Origin of the sequence: Microterricola gilva (assembly GCF_004217495.1) — a bacterium.
Classification (GTDB): Bacteria; Actinomycetota; Actinomycetes; order Actinomycetales; family Microbacteriaceae; genus Microterricola; species Microterricola gilva.
Map to the genome: position 1 here is coordinate 2,559,968 of NZ_SHLC01000001.1, position 18,625 is coordinate 2,578,592.

The 18,625-nt window shown below is 70.4% G+C and carries 17 protein-coding genes; 6 read left to right on the forward strand and 11 right to left on the reverse strand.

The window, feature by feature from the left end:
• Nucleotides 1-121: 121 nt before the first annotated feature.
• The 9 genes from EV379_RS11895 to cofC all read right to left on the reverse strand — a co-directional run bounded on the left by EV379_RS11895 (nucleotide 122) and on the right by cofC (nucleotide 9,619).
• Nucleotides 122-373: a hypothetical protein gene (locus tag EV379_RS11895; protein ID WP_130506317.1), complete on the reverse strand. Its 252-nt coding sequence runs from the start codon at nucleotides 371-373 to the stop codon at nucleotides 122-124.
• 242 nt (nucleotides 374-615) lie between these two features.
• Entirely contained in the window at nucleotides 616-1,284 is a 669-nt protein-coding gene (locus tag EV379_RS11900; protein WP_130506318.1) for an alkylhydroperoxidase domain protein, read from the reverse strand.
• A complete protein-coding gene (locus tag EV379_RS11905) occupies nucleotides 1,281-1,898 on the reverse strand; it encodes a CMD domain protein (RefSeq protein WP_130506319.1) in 618 nt (205 codons plus the stop codon). The genes EV379_RS11900 and EV379_RS11905 overlap by 4 nt, the downstream gene beginning before the upstream one ends.
• Nucleotides 1,895-3,082: an LLM class flavin-dependent oxidoreductase gene (locus EV379_RS11910; protein ID WP_130506320.1), complete on the reverse strand. Its 1,188-nt coding sequence runs from the start codon at nucleotides 3,080-3,082 to the stop codon at nucleotides 1,895-1,897. Before EV379_RS11910 ends, EV379_RS11905 begins: the two co-directional genes overlap by 4 nt.
• Complete coding sequence (locus EV379_RS11915) at nucleotides 3,079-4,911, reverse strand: dipeptide ABC transporter ATP-binding protein (RefSeq protein WP_130506321.1); 1,833 nt, start codon at nucleotides 4,909-4,911, stop codon at nucleotides 3,079-3,081. The genes EV379_RS11910 and EV379_RS11915 overlap by 4 nt, the downstream gene beginning before the upstream one ends.
• On the reverse strand, nucleotides 4,908-5,924 hold the full coding sequence (locus tag EV379_RS11920; protein WP_130506322.1) for an ABC transporter permease: 1,017 nt from the start codon (nucleotides 5,922-5,924) through the stop codon (nucleotides 4,908-4,910). The genes EV379_RS11915 and EV379_RS11920 overlap by 4 nt, the downstream gene beginning before the upstream one ends.
• Nucleotides 5,921-6,907 carry an ABC transporter permease gene (locus EV379_RS11925; protein ID WP_130506323.1) on the reverse strand — a complete coding sequence of 329 codons (987 nt, stop codon included), beginning with the start codon at nucleotides 6,905-6,907 and terminating at the stop codon, nucleotides 5,921-5,923. The genes EV379_RS11920 and EV379_RS11925 overlap by 4 nt, the downstream gene beginning before the upstream one ends.
• Before the next feature lie 82 nt (nucleotides 6,908-6,989).
• Nucleotides 6,990-8,624, reverse strand: coding sequence for a TIGR04028 family ABC transporter substrate-binding protein (locus tag EV379_RS11930; RefSeq protein ID WP_130506324.1), 1,635 nt, complete (start codon nucleotides 8,622-8,624; stop codon nucleotides 6,990-6,992).
• A gap of 338 nt (nucleotides 8,625-8,962) precedes the next feature.
• Nucleotides 8,963-9,619 carry a 2-phospho-L-lactate guanylyltransferase gene (gene cofC, locus EV379_RS11935; RefSeq protein ID WP_130506325.1) on the reverse strand — a complete coding sequence of 219 codons (657 nt, stop codon included), beginning with the start codon at nucleotides 9,617-9,619 and terminating at the stop codon, nucleotides 8,963-8,965.
• Between the two features lie 233 nt (nucleotides 9,620-9,852).
• Here cofC and EV379_RS11940 point away from each other — a divergent pair, with 233 nt between their 5' ends.
• A complete protein-coding gene (locus tag EV379_RS11940) occupies nucleotides 9,853-11,349 on the forward strand; it encodes an MFS transporter (RefSeq protein ID WP_242616353.1) in 1,497 nt (498 codons plus the stop codon).
• A gap of 17 nt (nucleotides 11,350-11,366) precedes the next feature.
• Nucleotides 11,367-12,206, forward strand: a complete 840-nt coding sequence (locus EV379_RS11945) for an aldo/keto reductase (protein WP_130506327.1) — start codon at nucleotides 11,367-11,369, stop codon at nucleotides 12,204-12,206.
• A 163-nt stretch (nucleotides 12,207-12,369) separates the two neighbouring features.
• Here the strand turns inward: EV379_RS11945 and EV379_RS11950 are convergent, their stop codons facing one another.
• Both EV379_RS11950 and EV379_RS11955 read right to left on the reverse strand, forming a co-directional pair.
• Nucleotides 12,370-13,362, reverse strand: coding sequence for an aldo/keto reductase (locus EV379_RS11950; protein WP_130506328.1), 993 nt, complete (start codon nucleotides 13,360-13,362; stop codon nucleotides 12,370-12,372).
• Between the two features lie 9 nt (nucleotides 13,363-13,371).
• Nucleotides 13,372-14,250, reverse strand: coding sequence for an alpha/beta fold hydrolase (locus EV379_RS11955; protein WP_130506329.1), 879 nt, complete (start codon nucleotides 14,248-14,250; stop codon nucleotides 13,372-13,374).
• 136 nt (nucleotides 14,251-14,386) lie between these two features.
• Here EV379_RS11955 and EV379_RS11960 point away from each other — a divergent pair, with 136 nt between their 5' ends.
• From EV379_RS11960 to EV379_RS11975, 4 genes are all read left to right on the forward strand, one after another.
• Nucleotides 14,387-15,337: a DUF4349 domain-containing protein gene (locus EV379_RS11960; RefSeq protein ID WP_130506330.1), complete on the forward strand. Its 951-nt coding sequence runs from the start codon at nucleotides 14,387-14,389 to the stop codon at nucleotides 15,335-15,337.
• 47 nt (nucleotides 15,338-15,384) lie between these two features.
• Complete coding sequence (locus tag EV379_RS11965) at nucleotides 15,385-16,584, forward strand: acyl-CoA dehydrogenase family protein (protein ID WP_242616354.1); 1,200 nt, start codon at nucleotides 15,385-15,387, stop codon at nucleotides 16,582-16,584.
• A gap of 333 nt (nucleotides 16,585-16,917) precedes the next feature.
• On the forward strand, nucleotides 16,918-17,412 hold the full coding sequence (locus EV379_RS11970) for a cation:proton antiporter regulatory subunit (protein WP_130506331.1): 495 nt from the start codon (nucleotides 16,918-16,920) through the stop codon (nucleotides 17,410-17,412).
• 9 nt (nucleotides 17,413-17,421) lie between these two features.
• Complete coding sequence (locus tag EV379_RS11975) at nucleotides 17,422-18,618, forward strand: cation:proton antiporter (protein WP_130506332.1); 1,197 nt, start codon at nucleotides 17,422-17,424, stop codon at nucleotides 18,616-18,618.
• Nucleotides 18,619-18,625 lie beyond the last annotated feature (7 nt).

Below are 18,625 nucleotides of genomic sequence, written 5' to 3' on the forward strand. Positions count from 1 at the left end.
CGGCGCGTGAGGGGCACTCGGTGGCTAGCCCTCAGACTACCGTGCGGGTCGCGCGGGGCAGCGCGACGAGCGCCGTCGGCGCGCACGCCGCGAGGGTGCAACCATCGGCCGGCGGGCGGCGTCAGTAGGCGAGTCGGCCCAGCCCGGTGCGGTGCGCGGCGATGTGGTTGCCGGCCGGCACCGGCTGCGGGATCACCGTGAGCGGTTCGGTCGCCGGGCCGACATCGGTGGTGCCCCATGCGGGGTCGGTCGCGCTGTTCGAGCGCAGGATGCCGGTGTGAGTGCTGTTCGCGCGGCGGCGGGCGACGCCACGTTCCAGGCGCTCGGTGCGCTGGCGCAGTGCATCGGACAGCATCTCGATGAAGTCGTACATGGGGGTGCTCCAGGGGTAGAAGATGGGCTACCCCTCACACTCCTCGTCTCGTCGCCGCGCCGGATCGGGGCGCGACCCCGCTCCCCCTGCGGGAGCACACTGAGCCGCGGCTCGGTGCGTTCGCGCGCCCGGCCCCGCAGCGGGAGGCACGAGGCGCGGGCGGAGGCCGGTTCCCCCAGAACCGGCCTCCGCCCGTGCGTGTTTCCTCCGCCGGCGCTGACGCTGTCGCCGACACGAGCAGATCAGCCCTGTGGGGCCTCCGGCTCGCCGAGGCTCAGCATCAGGCGGTTGGCCCAGCTGAAGAATGCGGCGCCGTGGATGACGTCGGCGATCTCGAGCTCGTCGAGGCCCTGCGCGCGCAACTCGGCGACGTGACCGGCGGTCAGCGCGACGGGTGTGCTCGCGAGTGCGACGGAGGCGTCGACGATGGCCCGCCAGCGCGGGTCGAGGGCGGCATCCGTGCCCTCGTCGAGCAGGCGCTGCACGTCGTCGGAGCGCTTGGAGTGGTGGCTCGCGAAGCGGGAGTGCACGCTGGCGCAGAAGATGCAGCCGTTGTGCCTGCTGGTCGCGGTGGCGGCGAGCTCGCGTTCCGCCCGCGGCAGGCCCTCCTTGGCGTTGTAGAAGATGTCCTTGTCTGTGCGGGTGCGGGCGCCGAGGATCTCCGGGTCGCGGGCCAGCAGCGCGAAGTAGGGCGACTTGGCGCGCGAGGCGTCGACGAGGCCCGCCCAGTGCCGCTCCTCGAACTCGGATTCCGGCAGCGGCTCGAGCCACGGCACCCAGCCGAGTTCGGCCTGGGTGAAGACGACGGGGCGGTCGAGCTCCGGGTGTTCGATGACGTGTTCGGCCGTGTCGGTGGGGTCGCCGACGATGGTCTCGGATGCCGAGGATGCCGGCTGTGCTGGCGTGGTCATGAGAGGAGCTCCAATCCGGCTACAACGCGAATCTGAAAGGTGAGGAAGGCGACGAGTTGCGAGAGGGTGACGATGTCGCTCGTGCTCCACCCGGCGTCGAGCAGCGCCTGCAGCGCGGCCGGGCTGGCCTCGCGCGGGCGGAACACGAGCAGGTGCGCGTGTTCGAGGGCTGAGGCCAGGCGCGCGCCGAGCACGTCGCGGCGTTCCGGGGCGACGCGGTAGCGGAGGCCGTCGCGGTCTTCGACGCTGAGCGGTCCGGCCGGGTAGGCACCGTACGGCCCGCTGGTGCGGGCGGCGCCCAGTTCGGCGGCGACGGCCTGCGGCAGCGCGCGGGCCGACTCCGCGGCGACCGGGGCGGTGGCCGCGTTGGCCAGCTGTTCCGCGTAGTACTGCTGTGTGGCGGCGGAGGCGTGCAGCCCGGTGACGAAGGCGGCGACCGCGAAGCGCTCAACGGCACTCACAGTTCCGGGGTGCTCCGGGGTGAACAGCGCGTCGTAGCTGGCCTGCGCGTTGGCGCGGGTGACGGGGCGGCGGGCGCGCAGCTCGTCGATGGCCGATCCCGGGGTGACCCCGAGCAGCTCATCGATCACGTCGGGCGGGGCGATGGTGGTCATGCGTGTGCTCCTGTTCTGGCGAGGGATTCGGTGCGGACTGAGTCGGTGTGGGGTCCGGACGAGTCGTGTTCGGACGAGTGGGATGCGTTGGCGCGACCGATGCCGAGCGCTGGCGCGACCTGCGTGGCGATGAGCTCGATCGAGCGCAGCACCAGCTCGTGCGGCGGATCGACGGAGTGCACCTGGAAGACGACGTCGCTGACTCGGTCGAGGCTGCGGTCGGCCGCGAGCGACTCGATCACGTCATCGACCGTGCCGATGTGCGTGTCGAGGCCGGCGATCAGCTCCTGGAGCGAGTCTCCCTCGATGTGCTGGCCACCCGCGCGGAAACCGGCGGCGGCCCGGCGCAGGTTCGGCTCGGCGATGCGCAGCGCCTCCGCGCGGTCGTCGGCGACGAAGAGCGTGCGGGAGGCCATGATCCGCGGCGTCGCCCCGGCCGGCAGCGCCTCGTAGTAGGCGTCGACGATGGGGCGCTGGATGTCGTCGAGGCTCGCGCGCGGCGATCCGGGCGGGCGTGGCTGGGTGCGGGAGAGCATCAGGCCGTCTCCGGCCGCGGCGGCCCGGCTTCCGCCGGCCACCGAGAATGTCGCCTGCCAGAGCTTGCCGCCGAGCTGCGGCGCTGCCGGGTAGAGCCGGTTCTCGCGGGCGGCGGCGAAGGCGGAGGCGAGGGCAGCGGCATCCGCCGAGTTCGTCGACGAGCCGACGGTCGACGCCCGCCCGGCACCGAGCGGCAGGCCGGCGAAGGCGTCGCGCAGCACGGCGAGGTGGTCGGCGAAGATCGTGCCGCGGTCCTCGCTGCGCTTGCCGAAGGCGGCGAAGGAGGAGGCGGTTCCGCCGGAGCCGACGCCGAGTTCGAGCCGCCCACCGGCGAGCAGGTCGAGCACGGATGCGTCTTCGGCGACCCGCACCGGGTCCTCCAATGGCAGCGTCACGATGCCGGTGCCGAGGCGGATCGCCGAGGTCTGCGCGGCCACGTGGGCGAGGAACACGAACGGGGCGGGGAGCCCGCCCTCGCTGGCGCTGAAGTGGTGTTGGGCGACCCACGCCGAGTCGAAGCCGAAGCGCTCCGCGGTGCGGATCTGCTCGGCGGCGAGCCGGAACCGCTCACCGGGAGCGGCCTCGTCGAGTAGGCGGGTGAAGAATCCGAGGCCACGCGGGGCCGGTGTGTTGGCGGTTTCGCTCATGCTGAGAACTCCTTGACTGATGGCACCGCTGCGAGCAGCTGCTGCGTGTATTCGTGTTGTGGGTTGCCGAAGATCTGGGTGGCGCTGCCGGTCTCCACGGCCCGGCCGCGGCTCATCACCGTGACCGTGTCCGAGATCTGTCGCACCACGGCGAGGTCGTGCGAGATGAAGAGGTAGCTGAGTCCGAGCTCGTCCTGCAGGCTCTCGAGCAGGCGCAGAATCTGGGCCTGCACGGTGACGTCGAGGGCGGAGACGGCCTCATCGAGCACGAGGATCTCCGGGTTGACCGCGAGCGCCCTGGCGATCGCGACCCGCTGCCGCTGGCCGCCGCTCAGCTCGCGGGCCCGCCGCCCGAGCACGTTCTGCGGCAACGCGACGAGGTCGATCAGCTCGGCAGCACGGATGCCGCGGCTGCGGCGGTTGGCCGGCGCGCCGTCGGCGAGGCCGAAGTTGCGCAGCGGTTCGGCGACGATCTGCTCGATGCTCTGCCGCGGGTCCAGTGAACCGAAGGGGTTCTGGTAGACGAGTTGGATGCGCCGGCGCAGCTGCCTGCGCTGCTCGCCGCGGAGCTTCGCGACGTGCTGGCCGTCGATGATGATGCATCCGGATGTCGGCTCGGCGAGCCCGACGACGGCGCGGGCGGTCGTGGTCTTGCCCGACCCGGACTCCCCCACGATCGCGTGCGTGGTTCCGCGGCGCAGCTGGAACGAGACGCCGTCGACGGCGCGGAACGCGTTGGCGCCGCGCCCGAATTCGGTCACGAGGTCCTCGACCTCGACGGCGTAGGGGTTCTCGGCGGCGGCCGCGGCGGCGTCCCGGAGGAACAACGGCGCGACCGGCTGACGCAGTGCCCGGCTCGGTGTCACGTGGAAGGAGGGGGCGTCGGCGAAGAGCCGCTTCGTGTAGGCGCTCTCCGGGCTCGCGATGACGGCGCGGGTCTCCCCCTGCTCCTGGATGCGGCCGTGTTGCAGCACGACGATGCGCTCCGCGCGCTCGGCGGCCACGCCGAGGTCGTGCGTGACGAAGAGGATCGCGGTGCCGAACTCGACGCGGAGCTCGTCGAGCAGGTCGAGGATCGTCTTCTGTACGGTGACGTCGAGGGCGCTCGTCGCCTCGTCGGCGATGATGAGCTCGGGCCGCAGCGCAATGGCGATGGCGATGAGCACGCGCTGCCGCATGCCGCCGGAGAGCTCGTGCGGGTACTGCTTGGCCCGGCGCTCCGGGTCGGGCAGGCCGACGCGGGTCAGCAGCTCGATGACGCGGGCCTGCCGCGCCGCCTTGTCGCCGCGCTTGTGGATCTGGAGCACCTCGGCGATCTGGGCACCGATGGTGCGAACGGGGTTGAGCGAGCTGGACGGGTCCTGCGGGATCAGGCCGATGCGGGCGCCGCGGACCGTCTCGAGGCGCTTGTCGCTCCAGCCGGCGATGTCGACGCCGTTCAGCAGGATGCTGCCGCTGTCGCGGTGCGCATTCTCGGCGAGGAGACCGATGACGGCCTGGGCCGTCGTCGTCTTCCCTGATCCCGATTCGCCGACGAGGGCGACGACCTCCCCTGGGCGCACGGTGAAGCTGACATCGTGCACCACCCGGCTGAGCCCGGCGGCGGTGCGGTACGAGACGTTGAGCCCCTCGACCGCGAGGACGGGCAACTCCGCGTCGGCTGAGCTGTGCGGGGCACTTGGCTTCGCGGCCTCCGCCGCGCTCCGGTCGCTCGAGCCAGCGTGGGTTTCCGCGAGGGCTCCGCTCTCCACGTCGGCTGAGGGAGCGCCAGCGACCGAAGCCCCGAGCGTCTCGCCCGAAACGGGCGATGCGGCATCCTGCGTGGTCATTTCTTGTTCTCCCCACGGAGCGAGTGGCTGACGCGGTTCGCGGCGAGCACGACGACAACGACGACGAGGCCGGGGAAGGTCGTGAGCCACCACGAGGTCGCGATGTAGTTGCGGCCGTCGGCGACGAGCAGCCCCCACTCCGGCGTGGGCGGCGGTGCGCCGTAGCCGAGGAAGCCGAGCGTCGAGATGGCGAGGATGGCGACGCCGAACTGCAGCGCGGCGAGCGACACGACGGCGCCGAGCGAGTTGGGCAGCACGTGCCGCCAGAGCACGGCGACGTAGCGCCCGCCGCTGCCGAACGCGGCCTCGACGTAGTCGCTGCGCCGCACCCGGACGACCTCGCTGCGGGAGAGCCTGGCGAACGCCGCGACGCTGCCGATTCCGACGGCGATGGCGGCGTTGATGGTACCGAAGCCGAGCAGGATGATGATGCTGAGCGCGAGCAGCAGACCGGGGATCGAGAGCAGCACGTCGACGATGCGCATCAGGATGGCGTCGAGCACCCCGCCGGTGGAGCCGGCGATGACGCCGATCGCCGTGCCGAGCACGAGCCCGACGCCGACGGCCACGAGCGCGCCGGAGAGCGACTGGATCGCGCCGTAGATCACGCGGGACAGCAGGTCGCGGCCGAGCTGGTCTGTACCGAAGAGGTGCGCGAGGCTCGGCGCCTGCAGCTTGTCTGCCGGCACACCGACGAGCGGGTCGTGGCCGGTGAACAGCCAGGGGACGATCGCCCAGGCGAGCACGAGGCCGAGCACGAGCCAGGCCGCGACGAGGCTGGGACTGATGGTGCGGAGGCGACTCGGCCTGCCAGCATCGGTCGCGGTTGTCGGAGCTTCCGGATTCGGGGCTGCCGGCTTTCTCGACGCTTCGCGTCGAGCTACTCGACCAGCGGGTTTCTCGGGTCCGGTCGCATCCCCGCCGGTTGAGCTTGTCGAAACCCCGTCAGAGATTTCGACAGGCTCAATCAACGAAGGGGTGGGCTCGACCAACGGGGTGGTGGGCTTGCTCATGCTGCTGCACCTTCCAGTACGGGGGCGGATGCCGGGGCCGAGGCCGCGCTGCCCCGCGAGAGCCGGCGCAGCCGCGGGTCGAGCACGGGGTAGAGCAGGTCGACGGCGAGGTTGGTGAGCACGAACGCCAGCGCCGAGAGCACGACGATCGCCTGCAGCACGGGGGTGTCCTGCGCCGAGACGGCCTGCTCGGTGAGGCGCCCGATGCCGGTGCGGCCGAACACCGTCTCGGTCACGACCGCGCCGCCGATGAGCTCGCCGAGCAGCACGCCCGCGATCGTCACAGTGGGCAGGATCGCGTTTTTGGCGACGTTGCTCCAGAGCACGCGGCGGCGGCTCGCGCCCTTGGCGCGCACGACGCTGACGAAGGGGGCCAGCTCGACTTCGTCGATCGAGCGCACGAGGATCTGGGCAAGCGGGGCGCTGATCGGCACGGCGAGCGTGAGCACGGGCAGGATTAGCCCCTGCACGGGGTCGGCACCGATCACCGGCACCAGCTTGAGCTGGAAGGAGAACACCTGGATCAGCACGATGCCGAGCCAGAACACCGGAACGGAGACGAACACGCCTGGCAGGCCGCGGAGGAAACCCCGCAGCCAGGCGAAGCGGGTGAGCGAGGAGAGGAAGGCGAGGCTGACGGCGATGATGACCGCCAGCAGGAACGCCGTGACGGCGAGCGTGATCGTCTGCGGCGCGGCCTCGGCCAGCATCTGTGTGACGGGTGTGCCGTTCTGGATCGAGTAGCCGAAGTCGCCGGCGAGGAAGCCGCTGAGCGTGTGCCAGAACTGTTGCGGCAGCGGGACGTCGACGCCGTAGCTCTCGCGCAGGGCGGCGATCTGCTCGGCCGAGAGCCCGAGCTCCGGGTTCTCGAACTTGATCATCAAGGCGTCGCCTGGCAGGGCCTGCAGCAGCACGAAGGTGGCGGCGAAGGCCACGAACAGCACCACGGCGGCCTGGCCGATGCGGGCGAGCACGTGCTTCATGGGGTGCCTTCCTGGTGGTGGGAGCTGGGGTGGTTCCGGATGCCGCAGCGCGCGGCATCCGGAACCAGGGGGTGGATCGGTGTTACTTGTTCAGCCAGACGTCGTAGAAGCTCGGACGCCCGACGGACTCGAACTCGACGCCCTCGACGTAGTCGGCAGCGCCGTAGACCTGCGGCTCCTCGAACAGCGGGATCACGTAGGCCTGCTCGGCCAGGTAGTCCTGCACGGCCGCGTCGGCCTCGAGGCGCTTGGCGGGGTCCGGCTCGCTGGCGACGGCCTCGAGCAGCGCATCGAGCTTGGTGTCGTTGGAGAGCAGCACATTGCGGTTCTTGGTGTGGAACTGGCTCTTGATCACGTCGAGATCGGCGCGGCCGACCATCGAGTGGTAGAGCGGCGTCTTCAGCGGATCCTTGATGTCCTCGGCGTAGCTGCCGGCGTCGGCGGCCTTGACGTTGAGCTCGACGCCGATCGTCTTCAGCTGCTGGCTGACCAGCTCGAGCGTCTGCTTGGAGAGCGGCTGCGGCTTGGCCTCGTACACGTCGAGGGAGAGGCGCGTGCCGTCCTTCTCGCGGATGCCGTCTGCACCCTCGGTCCAGCCGGCCTCGTCGAGCAGCTTTGCCGACTTCTTCGGGTCGTACGCGAGGTGCTCCGACTCGTCCTTGTAGCCGAGCGCGGTGGAGCTCAGCGAGGAGGTGGCGACCGGGTAGTTCGCGGTGAAGAGCGTGTCGACGACCTCCTGGGCGTTGACACCGGCGACGAGGGCCTGACGCACCTTGATGTCGCTGAGCAGCGGGTTGGTGAAGCGCAGGCTGAGCGAGTTGTTCACGCCGCGGGTCTGCGGCGCGTACAGCTCGAAGCCGGCGGACTCGACCGCTGCCTCGTCGAAGGCCTGCACGTAGCGGATGTAGTCGGCCTGACCGGAGGTGAGCGATCCGATGCGCACGCTGTCCTCCGGCGTGACGATCAGGTGGATGTCGTCGAGGTAGGCCCGGCCCTGGTGCTCGAGCGACGGCGGCGCCCAGTCGTAGTCATCACGCGCTGTGAAGGTGAGCTCGGTGCCGAGCTTCTCGTCGCTGATCACGAACGGGCCTGCGCCGATGATCGCCGCCGCGTTGCCGGCGCCGAACTTCTCCAGCGGCAGGTCGAGCGTGGCCGGCGAGAGCAGGCCGGAGTTGATCGTCGACGTCGCCTGCAGGAAGCCGGGCGCCGGGGCGGAGAAGCGGAAGGTCACGGTGGACGCGTCGACGACCTCGCTGCTGGCGTAGTTGTTGATCGCCTCGGAGATGGTGAGGGCGAGTTCCTTGTTGCCGAGGCCGTAGACGTCGAAGTTCTTCGCAACGGCGGCGGCGTCGACGGGGGTGCCGTCGGAGAAGGTCACGCCGTCACGGAGGGTGAAGGTGTACTCGGTGGCGTCGGCGTTCACCTCCCACGAGTCGGCGATCCACGGCTCGATCTCGAGCGTCTCGGGGTTCTGGTAGGTCAGGCGCGCCGCGATGTTGTTGACGACGCCGCCGTTGGGGTAGAAACCGGCCTGCGGCGGGTAAAGGTTCGTGAAGGCCTGGTGCTCAAGGTAGGTGAGGGTGCCGCCGGCAACGGGCGTTGCGGAGTCGGCGCTGCCGCCTGCCTCCGGCGCCGCTGTTGTGGCGCACGCGGCCAGCAGGGCTGCGGTCGCGATCGCGGCTGTTGCCGCGGCGAGCGTTCGGGTGGTTCGTGACATCCGTGGTGCCTTTCGCTGTGGGTGCGGGTGGGTGAGTTGATGGTGTCAACTCCGCACGGCTGAGGGCGATCGAATGTGTCGAAGCGCGTTATACCGCGTCACGCTCCGTAACTCGGTTGCGCGGTTGGCCGCTGGCGCGTACGCGCGCGCCGCGAAGCGGCGCGAAAGGCGGCAGCCGGTCCCCGGGCGATCCCGGGAACCGCGCGCGATGCTGGGCGGTTTCGGAGCCGCGGACGCCGCAGCGGCGGCATCCGCTCACACGCTCAGGGCTTCGCTCGTTCCTCACTCAGCCGGCGTGAAAGGAGGGCGCGCTCAGCCGGCGTGAAAGGAGGGCGCGCTCAGGCGGCGTGCGACGGGAGCGGCGGCGCGGCGAGGGCGCGGCTCGTGTGTTGCCCGAGGCCGAGGCGTTCTGCGCGCTCCAGGTCTGCCCGGGTGTCGACGTCGGCGCGCACGGTCGAGTCGGGGCCGAGCTCGAGCGCCGCGTGACCGGCACGGACGTGCCGCGCGAAGGAGTCGGCGCCGAAGGCCGGTTCGAGGTGCGCGATCGCGCTCGGGAGCGCGGTGAGCAGTGTCGTGCCAGTGCCGAGATGGTCGGCGACCACCGCACGCGGGAACGCGCTCGCCGCCGTGAGCGCGCTGCCGAGCTCGGCCGGACGCAGCGCCGGCAGGTCGCCGAGCACCACGGCGAGCGCGCGGCCGTCGTCCTCAGCCGCGCGGATGCCGAGCCGAATCGATGGATTGAGCCCCTCGACGCTGCCCTGTTGCAGCACGCGCAGCTCCGCGTCGCCCTGGCCGACGAGCGGCGCGAGCACCTGCTCGAGCTCCGGGTCGTCGGTGACGACGAGCAGCGCGGCGACGCCAGGCGCGCGCGAGGCCGCGACGATCGTGTCAACGGCGATCGCCCGTGCCAGCTCCGGCGTGACATCGGCGAGGCGGCTCTTCGCGGTGTCGGCACGGCGCACCGGGACGATCAGCGTCCACGACGGTGCGCTCATCGTCTCTCCTCATGCTTGTGGCTGCTGCGGCAGCTTGCGCAACAGCCTCTGCTTCAACGCTAGCGGCTCCGCCGCCTCGAAGGGCCATGGCCCGGCATCCGTCTTCCTCCGGGAATGCGCGGGCACACCGTGAGCGTTGCACACGTGGGCACCGCAGACAGCGGGCCACATCGAAGGGCTCCATGTCACGCGACACCTCCTCAGCTCCTCCCGGTGACGCCGAGCGTCCAGACGTGGGTGAGCCAGCTGCAGCGGCGCCAGGAGACCCAGACACGCCCTGGCTGAGCGAGGCGGAGCGCCGCGAGCTGAGCAAGCGCACGCCGGATTCGGCCATCGTCTTCGCGCTCGCCTTCACCGGGCTCGTCGCCTCGTTCATGATGACGCTGATGACGCCGCTGCTGCCAGAGCTGCCGCACCTGCTGAGCGGCACCGGCGGCCCGATCTCCAGCACCGACGCGATGTGGGCCGTGACGGCGACGCTCCTCTCCGCGGCGATCTTCACCCCGATCGGCGGCAGCCTCGGCGACCTCTACGGCAAACGCCGCATCATCCTGGTGCTCCTGGCGAGCCTCGTGCTCGGATCCGTGATCGCCGCGTTCGCCTCGACGCTGATCCCGCTCGTGATCGGCCGCGCAATGCAGGGCGCCGGCATCGGCGTCATCCCGCTCGGCATCAGCGTGCTGCGCGATGTGCTGCACCGCGACCGGCTCGGCAAGGCGGTCGCCCTGGTCAGCGCCACCCTCGGCATCGGTGGCGCCGTCGGCCTGCCGATCTCGGCCCTCATCTCGCAGTACCTCGACTGGCACATGCTGTTCTGGGTCTCCGGCGCCCTCGGCGCGATCGGCTTCGTGCTGGTCTACACCTTCGTTCCGGTCAGCACGCTGCGCACGGGCGGACGCTTCGACCTGCCAGGCGCGGTCGGCCTGGCCATCGCGCTCTCCGGCATCCTGTTGGCGGTGACCAAGGGCAACGAGTGGGGCTGGACGAGTCCGCTCACACTCGGGCTCGGCGCCGCCGGCCTCGTGGTGCTGGCCCTGTGGATGTTCTACGAGCTGCGCACGCCGCATCCGCTGATCGACATCCGGGTCGCCACCCGGCGCACCGTGCTGCTGACCAATCTCGCCTCTGTAATGGTCGGCTTCGCCTTCTTCTCCAGCGCCGTCGCGCTGCCGATGCTGCTCGAGACGCCGACGGGCACAGGGGTCGGGATCGGCCAGAGCATGCTCGTGGCCAGCCTCTGCCTGATGCCGAGCGGCCTGATCATGTGGGCGATGTCCGGTACCGCCGCCCGGCTGACCGCCGCGCGCGGCGCGCGCATCAGCCTGCTGCTCGGCATCACCATCATCGCCATCGGCTACGGCCTCGCGATCCTGCTGATGACCGAGGTGTGGCACACGGTGCTGGTGGCGACGGCGATCGGGTTCGGTGTCGGCTTCGCCTATGCGGCGATGCCGACGCTCATCATGGGCGCCGTTCCGGCCACGGAGACGGCCGCGTCCAACGGCCTCAACTCCGTCATGCGCACCCTCGGCTCCACCGCGGCGAGCGCCGTGATCGGACTCGTGCTCGCCACGAACCTCGTCACCGTCGGCGACCTCACCACGCCGAGCACGCAGGGCTTCCAGTTGAGCTTCGCGATCTCGGCCGCAGCCGGCCTGATCGGCATCGTGCTGACGCTCTTCATCCCGCGCCGCCAGCCGCACTACGCGACGGCCGCGCTGCCCGAGTAGCTGGCAGAGTTGATGGCATGGATCTGAGCACGACACTCAAGTTGAACGACGGCGCGCGCATTCCGGTGCTCGGCGTCGGAACCTACAAGATTCCGGATGCCGACACCCCCGCCGTGATCGGCAGCGCGCTCGACGCCGGCTACCGGCACATCGACACCGCGGCGCTGTACGGCAACGAGCGGGGCGTCGGCCGCGGCATCCGCGAGGCCCTGAGCGATCAGGCAGGGCTCGATCGCTCCGAGCTGTTCGTCACCACGAAGGTGTGGAACACGGAGCACGGCTTCGATGAGACGCTGCGGGCTTTCGACGCGAGTCTCGACGCGCTCGGCCTCGACCGGGTCGACCTCTACCTGATCCACTGGCCGGTGCCGGCGCAGAACCGCTACGTCGAGACCTGGCGCGCCCTCGTGCGGCTGCGCGAGGAGGGGCGGGCCACGTCGATCGGCGTCTCCAACTTCCACCGGCCCCACCTGGAGCGCATCATCGACGACAGTGGCGTCGTGCCGGCCGTCAACCAGATCGAGCTGCAGCCGTGGCTGCAACAGGCCGAGCTGCGCGCCCTGCACGCCGAGCTCGGCATCGTGACCGAGGCGTGGTCGCCGCTGGCCAGGGGCCGCGCCATCGGCGATCCCGTGCTCGGCGCCATCGGTGAGCGGCACGGCAAGAGCGCGGCGCAGGTGGTGATCCGCTGGCACCTGCAGCTCGGGAATGTTGTCATTCCGAAGTCGCTGAGCGCCGAGCGACTGCGCGCCAACGCCGACGTGTTCGACTTCGAGCTGGATGCCGCCGAGCTCGCCGTCATCGCCGGGCTCGACGCCGCGGAGCGCTCAGGCAGCAACCCCGACCTCGTCGACTAGCCCGGCCCCCGCTCCGGCTCGCCGTCTCCCGCTGCGGCGCCCTGTCTGTCAGAGGCCGCGCGTAACTCAGGCAGACCTGCAGAACCGGGGGCTGAATCGCTCGTATCGGGACCGACTCGCGCGTTCTGCCTGCGTTACGAACAGGATGCGCCTGGAACCGAGATCACCAGCGGGGGTGGATGTCGGCGCGCAGCCGTGCGTCGTAGAGCGCCCGCACGCCGGAGAAGAACTCATCGCCGAGGGGCGGCAGCGAGCCCGCTGCCGCGTTGGCGACGGCCTGCTGCGGCGAGCGCGCACCCGGGATGACACTGCTGACGCCCGGCTGCTGCGCGACCCAGGCCAGCGCGACCTCGGCCACCGGAACCCCGGGAGCGGCCGTCTCGGCCAGCGCCGCGAACTCGGCCGCGGCGGCCAGACCCGTCTCCCAGTCCACACCGGAGAACGTCTCGCCGACGTCGAAGTGGCTGCCGTCGCGGTTGTAGCTGCGGTGGTCGTCCGCCGCGAACCGTGTCGCCGCCGTGTACTTGCCGCTGAGCAGCCCGGACGCGAGCGGCACCCGGGCGATGATGCCGACGCCGGCATCCGCCGCCGCCCCCAGCACCGCGTCGAGCGGCTTCAACCGGAAGGCGTTCAGGATGATCTGGATCGTCGCGACGTGCGGGCGGGCGATGGCGGCGAGCGCCTGCTCGCTCGTCTCCACGCTCAGGCCGTATGCCGCCATGACGCCATCGGCGACGAGGGTGTCGAGCGCGTCGTAGACCTCGTCGCTCGTGACGACGTCGGACGGCGGGCAGTGCAGCTGCACCAGGTCGAGGGTGTCGACGCCGAGGTTCTTACGCGAGCGGTCCGTCCACTCGCGGAAGTTCGCGAGCACGTAGTTCTCGCGCAGCTGCTCGGCCCTGCGGCCCATCTTCGTGGCGACCGTGATGTCGTGGCCGGGCCGCTCCCGCAGGAAGGCACCGATCACGCTCTCGCTGCGGCCGTCGCCGTAGACGTCGGCCGTGTCGAAGAAGGTGACACCGGCGTCGACGGATGCCGCGAGCACCGCCGTCGCGTCCTCGACGCTCACGTCTCCCCAGTCGGCGCCCAACTGCCAGGTTCCGAGGCCGATCACTGACACAGTCCGGCCCGTACGGCCAAGCGTTCGTTGCTCCATGCCCCCAGCCTAGGGCGGCGGCGGCGGGGCATCGAGGACGGCGTCGTCGAGCGCCAGCTCAACCGCCGGCACATCGGCCGCGAGCACCTCGGCGACGACGCGCGCCAGCCGGCGCCGGATCACGTGCGCGTTCACCTCGACCCTGTGCATGGTGACGCCCCGCATTCTCGCGACGATGTCGAGGCCGCCGCGCGGGATGAACTGGTCCAGCGCGCCGTAGACGACGTCGATCGGCGCGTTCACCCTGGTGAGGTCTGAGATGACCGTCTGGTTCTCGATGCAGTTCTGCATCGACTTCACGAACGGCGTCCAGCGCACCTCGTCGAGCTCGAACACGCCCTTGATGGGCAGCAGGCGCGCGATGATGCGCGCGTTCGCCAGCGTGAACTCCTTGTTGGTGCGCAGGTAGTCATATGCGCGCAGGTACAGGTCGTGCTCGAGTCGCGCCCGTTTGTCGCCGAGGCTGCTCGGCGAGAGGTACACCGGTGGCGAGACGAGCACGAGGTGCTCGACCAGCTGCGGGTGCTCCGCGGCGAAGCGGGCGCTGATCAGCGCGCCGAGCGAGTGCCCGACGATGATGAGCGGACCGCGCAGGCGGTTCGCCTTGATCGTGGCGTGCAGCGCAGCCACGTGCTCGTCGAGTGTGTACTCGGCCGTCTCCGGTGCCGGCGATCGCCCGAATCCGAGGATGTCGATGGACACGCAGCGGAAGTGCTGCTCCAACAGGGGCACGAGGTGGTGGAAGGTGACGGATGACGAGGCGATGCCGTGCACGAGCACGACGGTCGGGCCGCTGCCGACATCCGAGGCGACATGCAGGACGGGCACCCGCGGGCGCGGGCGCACCAGCCGTTTCAGGCGTTCACCGAGCGTCGACGTCCATGACATGACCCCATTATGGATGGCCCGTCTGACCGATCCGTTATCGCGTCGAGACCAAGCCGTGATCGAGCTGGTATCCGAACGTGATCAGACTGGTAGATCCGCGCCAGTTTGGGCGAAAACGCTGACGTAGGGTTGTGCCATGAAGCGCGCATTCACCGTTCCGGCCCTCGTTCTCGCGGCCCTGCTGCTCGCCGGTTGCTCCTCGGGAATGACGACGGGATCGGACTCCGGCGGCTCCATCTCCGATGGATCGGTCGGCGAGATCGCGCCGATGCAGGACGGAACCGTGCAGAACGGCGCCGTCGACGCGGGCGGCTTCGTGCCAGGCGCGGTCACCGATCGTGCTGTGATCACCACTGGCACGGTCTCGCTGACGGCGACAGACCCGATCGGTGCAGCGGATGACGCGATCAAGCTCGTCGCCGGGGCCGGCGGACGCATCGACAACCGCAGCGAGCAGCCGGCCACCGAGACCCAACCGGCTCATGCCACCCTCGTCATCCGGGTTCCGGCCGAGCAGCTGGACACGGTGCTCGACAAGATCAAGCACCTCGGCGTCGTCAACACCGTCTCGTTAAACGCCTCCGATGTGACCCAGCAGAAGCAGGACGTCGAGGCGCGCATCGCCGCGCTGCAGACCTCCGTCGACCGCCTCCTCGTGCTCATGGCGTCTGCGGCGAACACGGCCGATCTGATCGCGATCGAATCGGCCCTCTCGAGCAGACAGGCCGAGCTGGACTCGCTCACCGCCCAGCGCGACTACCTCGACGACCAGATCGACTACTCCACAATCTCCGTCGACTTCGTGTCGGAGGGGATCGTCGCACAGGGCGACCCTGACAACTTCTGGGACGGCCTGCTCGCCGGGTGGAACAGCCTGCTCGCCTTCCTCGGCGGCTTCATCGTCGTGCTCGGTGTGCTGCTGCCCTGGCTGCTGCTGCTCGCCGTGATCGCCGCGGTCGTCCTCGCGGTCGTCGCCGCCGCACGCCGAGCCTCCCGGCGCCGTGCCGCGGAGCGCGACGCGGCGCTGCTGGCGGGGCCCGTGGCCGATCCCACCGCCGCCGCCGAGACCGAGGACGTCCAGCAGTAGCGCCCGGACGGATGCCGCGACCACGGCATCCGGCCTAGGCTGAGTCCGTGGCTTCAGACGCAGCAGCGAACGGCATCCGGACAATCCCCGAACCCCGCACGGTTCTGAGCGAGGAACTCCTCGCGCGCATCCACGCGCGGGCGGACGGCTACGACAGACGCAACGAGTTCTTCAGCGAGGACTTCGAGGAGCTCACGGCCGCCGGCTACCTGCGCGCCCTCGTTCCAGAGCGCTTCGGCGGCCTGGGGCTCAGCCTCCGCGAGGTCGCCCGCGAGCAGACCCGGCTGGGATCCGCGGCCCCGGCCACGGCCCTCGCCGTGAACATGCACCTGGTCTGGACGGGCGTCGCGAAGGCGCTGCACGAACGCGGCGACGACTCCCTCGACTTCCTCCTGGCCGAGGCCGGCGCAGGCGAGGTGTTCGGCTTCGGCATCAGCGAGGCCGGCAATGACCTCATGCTCTTCGGCTCCCGCAGCCGGGCCGTCCCGCAGCCGGACGGCGGCTACCGCTTCAGCGGCACGAAGGTCTTCACGAGCCTCTCCCCCGCGTGGACCCGGCTCGGCACCATGGGCCTCGACAGTGAGTCGGCCGACGGCCCGAAGCTCGTCTACGGTTTCGTCGAGCGCGGCGATGGCGTCAGCAACAAGGACGACTGGGACACGCTCGGCATGCGCGCCAGCCAGAGCCAGACGACGCTCCTCGACGGCGCACTGGCCCGCCCGGACCGCGTCGTGCGCCGCCTCGATCCCGGTCCAAACGCCGACCCGCTCATCTTCGCGATCTTCGCCAACTTCGAGATCCTCCTCGCCGCCGTGTACACCGGCGTCGGCAAGCGGGCGCTCGAGCTGGCCGTCGAATCCGCGCACCGGCGCACCTCGATGAAGAACGACGGCCGCAGCCTCGCCCAGGATCCCGACATCCGCTGGCGCATCGCGGATGCCGCCATCGCCCAGGACGCGATCTACCCCCAGCTCGACGCGATCGCCGGCGACGTCGACGCCCAGGCCGACCACGGCGCCCAGTGGTTCCCGAAGCTCGTCGGCATCAAGGTGCGGGCGACCGAGACGGCGAGGCACGTCGTCGACCAGGCGCTGCGCGTCTCCGGCGGCGGCAGCTACTTCGCCGGCAATGAGCTCGGCCGGCTCTACCGCGATGTGCTCGCCGGCATCTTCCACCCCTCTGACGCGGAGTCGGCGCACAGCACGGTCGCCAACGCGTGGCTCGGCCCGATCGACCCCGTCGGCTGAGCCCCCACTCCCAGCGAGCGAACACACTCCCGTTGTTTGGGCCATCACTCCCGTTCAGCTAGCCCACTCCCGTTGAGCGAGCCCACTCCCGTTGAGCGAGCCCACTCCCGTTGATTGAGCTTGTCGAAATCCGTCGCAGGGGTTTCGACAAGCTCAACCGACGGGGTTCGCACGGACCTCGGTCTCGATACGGCTGTAGACGGCCTACTCGACCAACGGAGCCTTCAGGTTTCGACAAGCTCAACCGACGGGGAGGCTCAACCGACGGGGAGGCTCAGCCAACGGTGTGTCTGCCTCGCGCCGCATGGCCGCCGGCAGAACTACACTGAACGAGTGGGTGTACGCATTGAGAAGGTCGAGCTGCCGGGGATCGGCGTCCGACACGATTTGGTGACCGAGAGCGGTCGCCGCATCAGCGTGGTTTCGCACCGCGACGGCGAGCGCGATCTGGCGCTCTTCGACGTGGCGGACCCGGATGCCTGCCGGGACAGCATCCCGATGACCGACGACGAGGCCGCCGCCCTGGCCGATGTGCTCGGCACCTCGGTGATGCTCAGCCGTCTCACCAATCTGAGCGACGCCGCGGTCGGCCTGTTCACCGAACAGCTCGAGCTGCCCATCGACTCCCCCTACCTCAACCGCCCGCTCGGTGACACGAAGACCCGCACCCGCACGCGCGTGTCGATCGTCGCCATCGTGCGCGACAAGGTCGTGCTCCCCTCCCCGACACCCGACGAGATCCTTCGCCCAGGCGACGTGATCGTCGCCGTCGGCACTCGTCAGGGCCTCGACGCGGTCAGCCGCCTCATCGCCAACGGCCCAGACTAGGCCAGCGCCGTGCACGAGAACACGCTGATCCTGATTGAGGTCGGCGCGCTCCTTCTCGGCATGAGTCTGCTCGGGCGCCTCGCGCTGCGCATCGGCATCTCGCCGATCCCGCTCTATCTCATCGCCGGGCTCGCATTCGGCAACGGCGGCCTGCTCGCCCTCGAGGCGAGCACCGAGTTCTTCAAGATCGGCGCCGACATCGGCGTGATCCTGCTGCTCGCGCTGCTCGGCCTGGAATACACGGCATCCGAGCTCTTCACCAACCTCAAACACTCCCGCATGGCCGGGCTGCTCGACGCCGCCCTCAACGCCCTGCCAGGGGCGATCTTCGCCCTGCTGCTGGGCTGGGGGCCGGCCGCCGCCGTCGCGCTGGCCGGCATCACCTGGGTCTCCTCCTCCGGGGTGATCGCCAAGGTGCTGCGCGACCTCGGTCGCCTGGCCAACCGCGAGACGCCGGTGATCCTCGCGATCCTCGTGATCGAGGACCTGGCGATGGCCTTCTACCTGCCGGTGCTCTCCGCGCTCGTGATCGGTGTCAGCCTGCTGCAGGGCGCCGTGACCGTGGCGATCGCGGTCGCCGCGGTCACCGTCATCCTCTTCGTCGCGCTCAGGCACGGCCACGTCGTCTCCCGCATCTTCACGCCGGACCACGCCGAGCCGCTGCTCCTCGGTGTGCTCGGCCTCACCATGCTCGTGGCCGGTCTCTCGGCGCAGGTCAACGTCTCGGCGGCCGTCGGCGCCTTCCTCGTCGGCATCGCCCTCTCCGGCAGGGTCGCCCACAACGCCAGCCAGGTGCTCACGCCGCTCCGCGACCTCTTCGCCGCCGTGTTCTTCGTGTTCTTCGGGCTCGTCACGGATGCCACCAAGCTGCCTGCCGTGATCCTGCCCGCCCTGATCCTGGCCGTCGTCACCATGGCGACAAAGGTGCTCACCGGCTACCTCGCCGCCAAACGCGCCGGCATCGCCGAGCCGGGGCGCTGGCGTGCCGGCTTGGCGCTGACCCCGCGCGGGGAGTTCTCCATCGTCATCGCCGGGCTCGCCGTCAGCGCCGGAATCGAGCCCCAGCTGGCGCCGCTCGCCACCGCCTACGTGCTCATCACCGTCATCGTCGGCCCGTTCCTGGCCCGCATTCCCGACTCCACCTGGTTCAAGGTCGCGACACGCGCCCGCGCCGCCGCCGCCCCGCGGTCGCTCGGCGAAGCGTAGTCGGGTT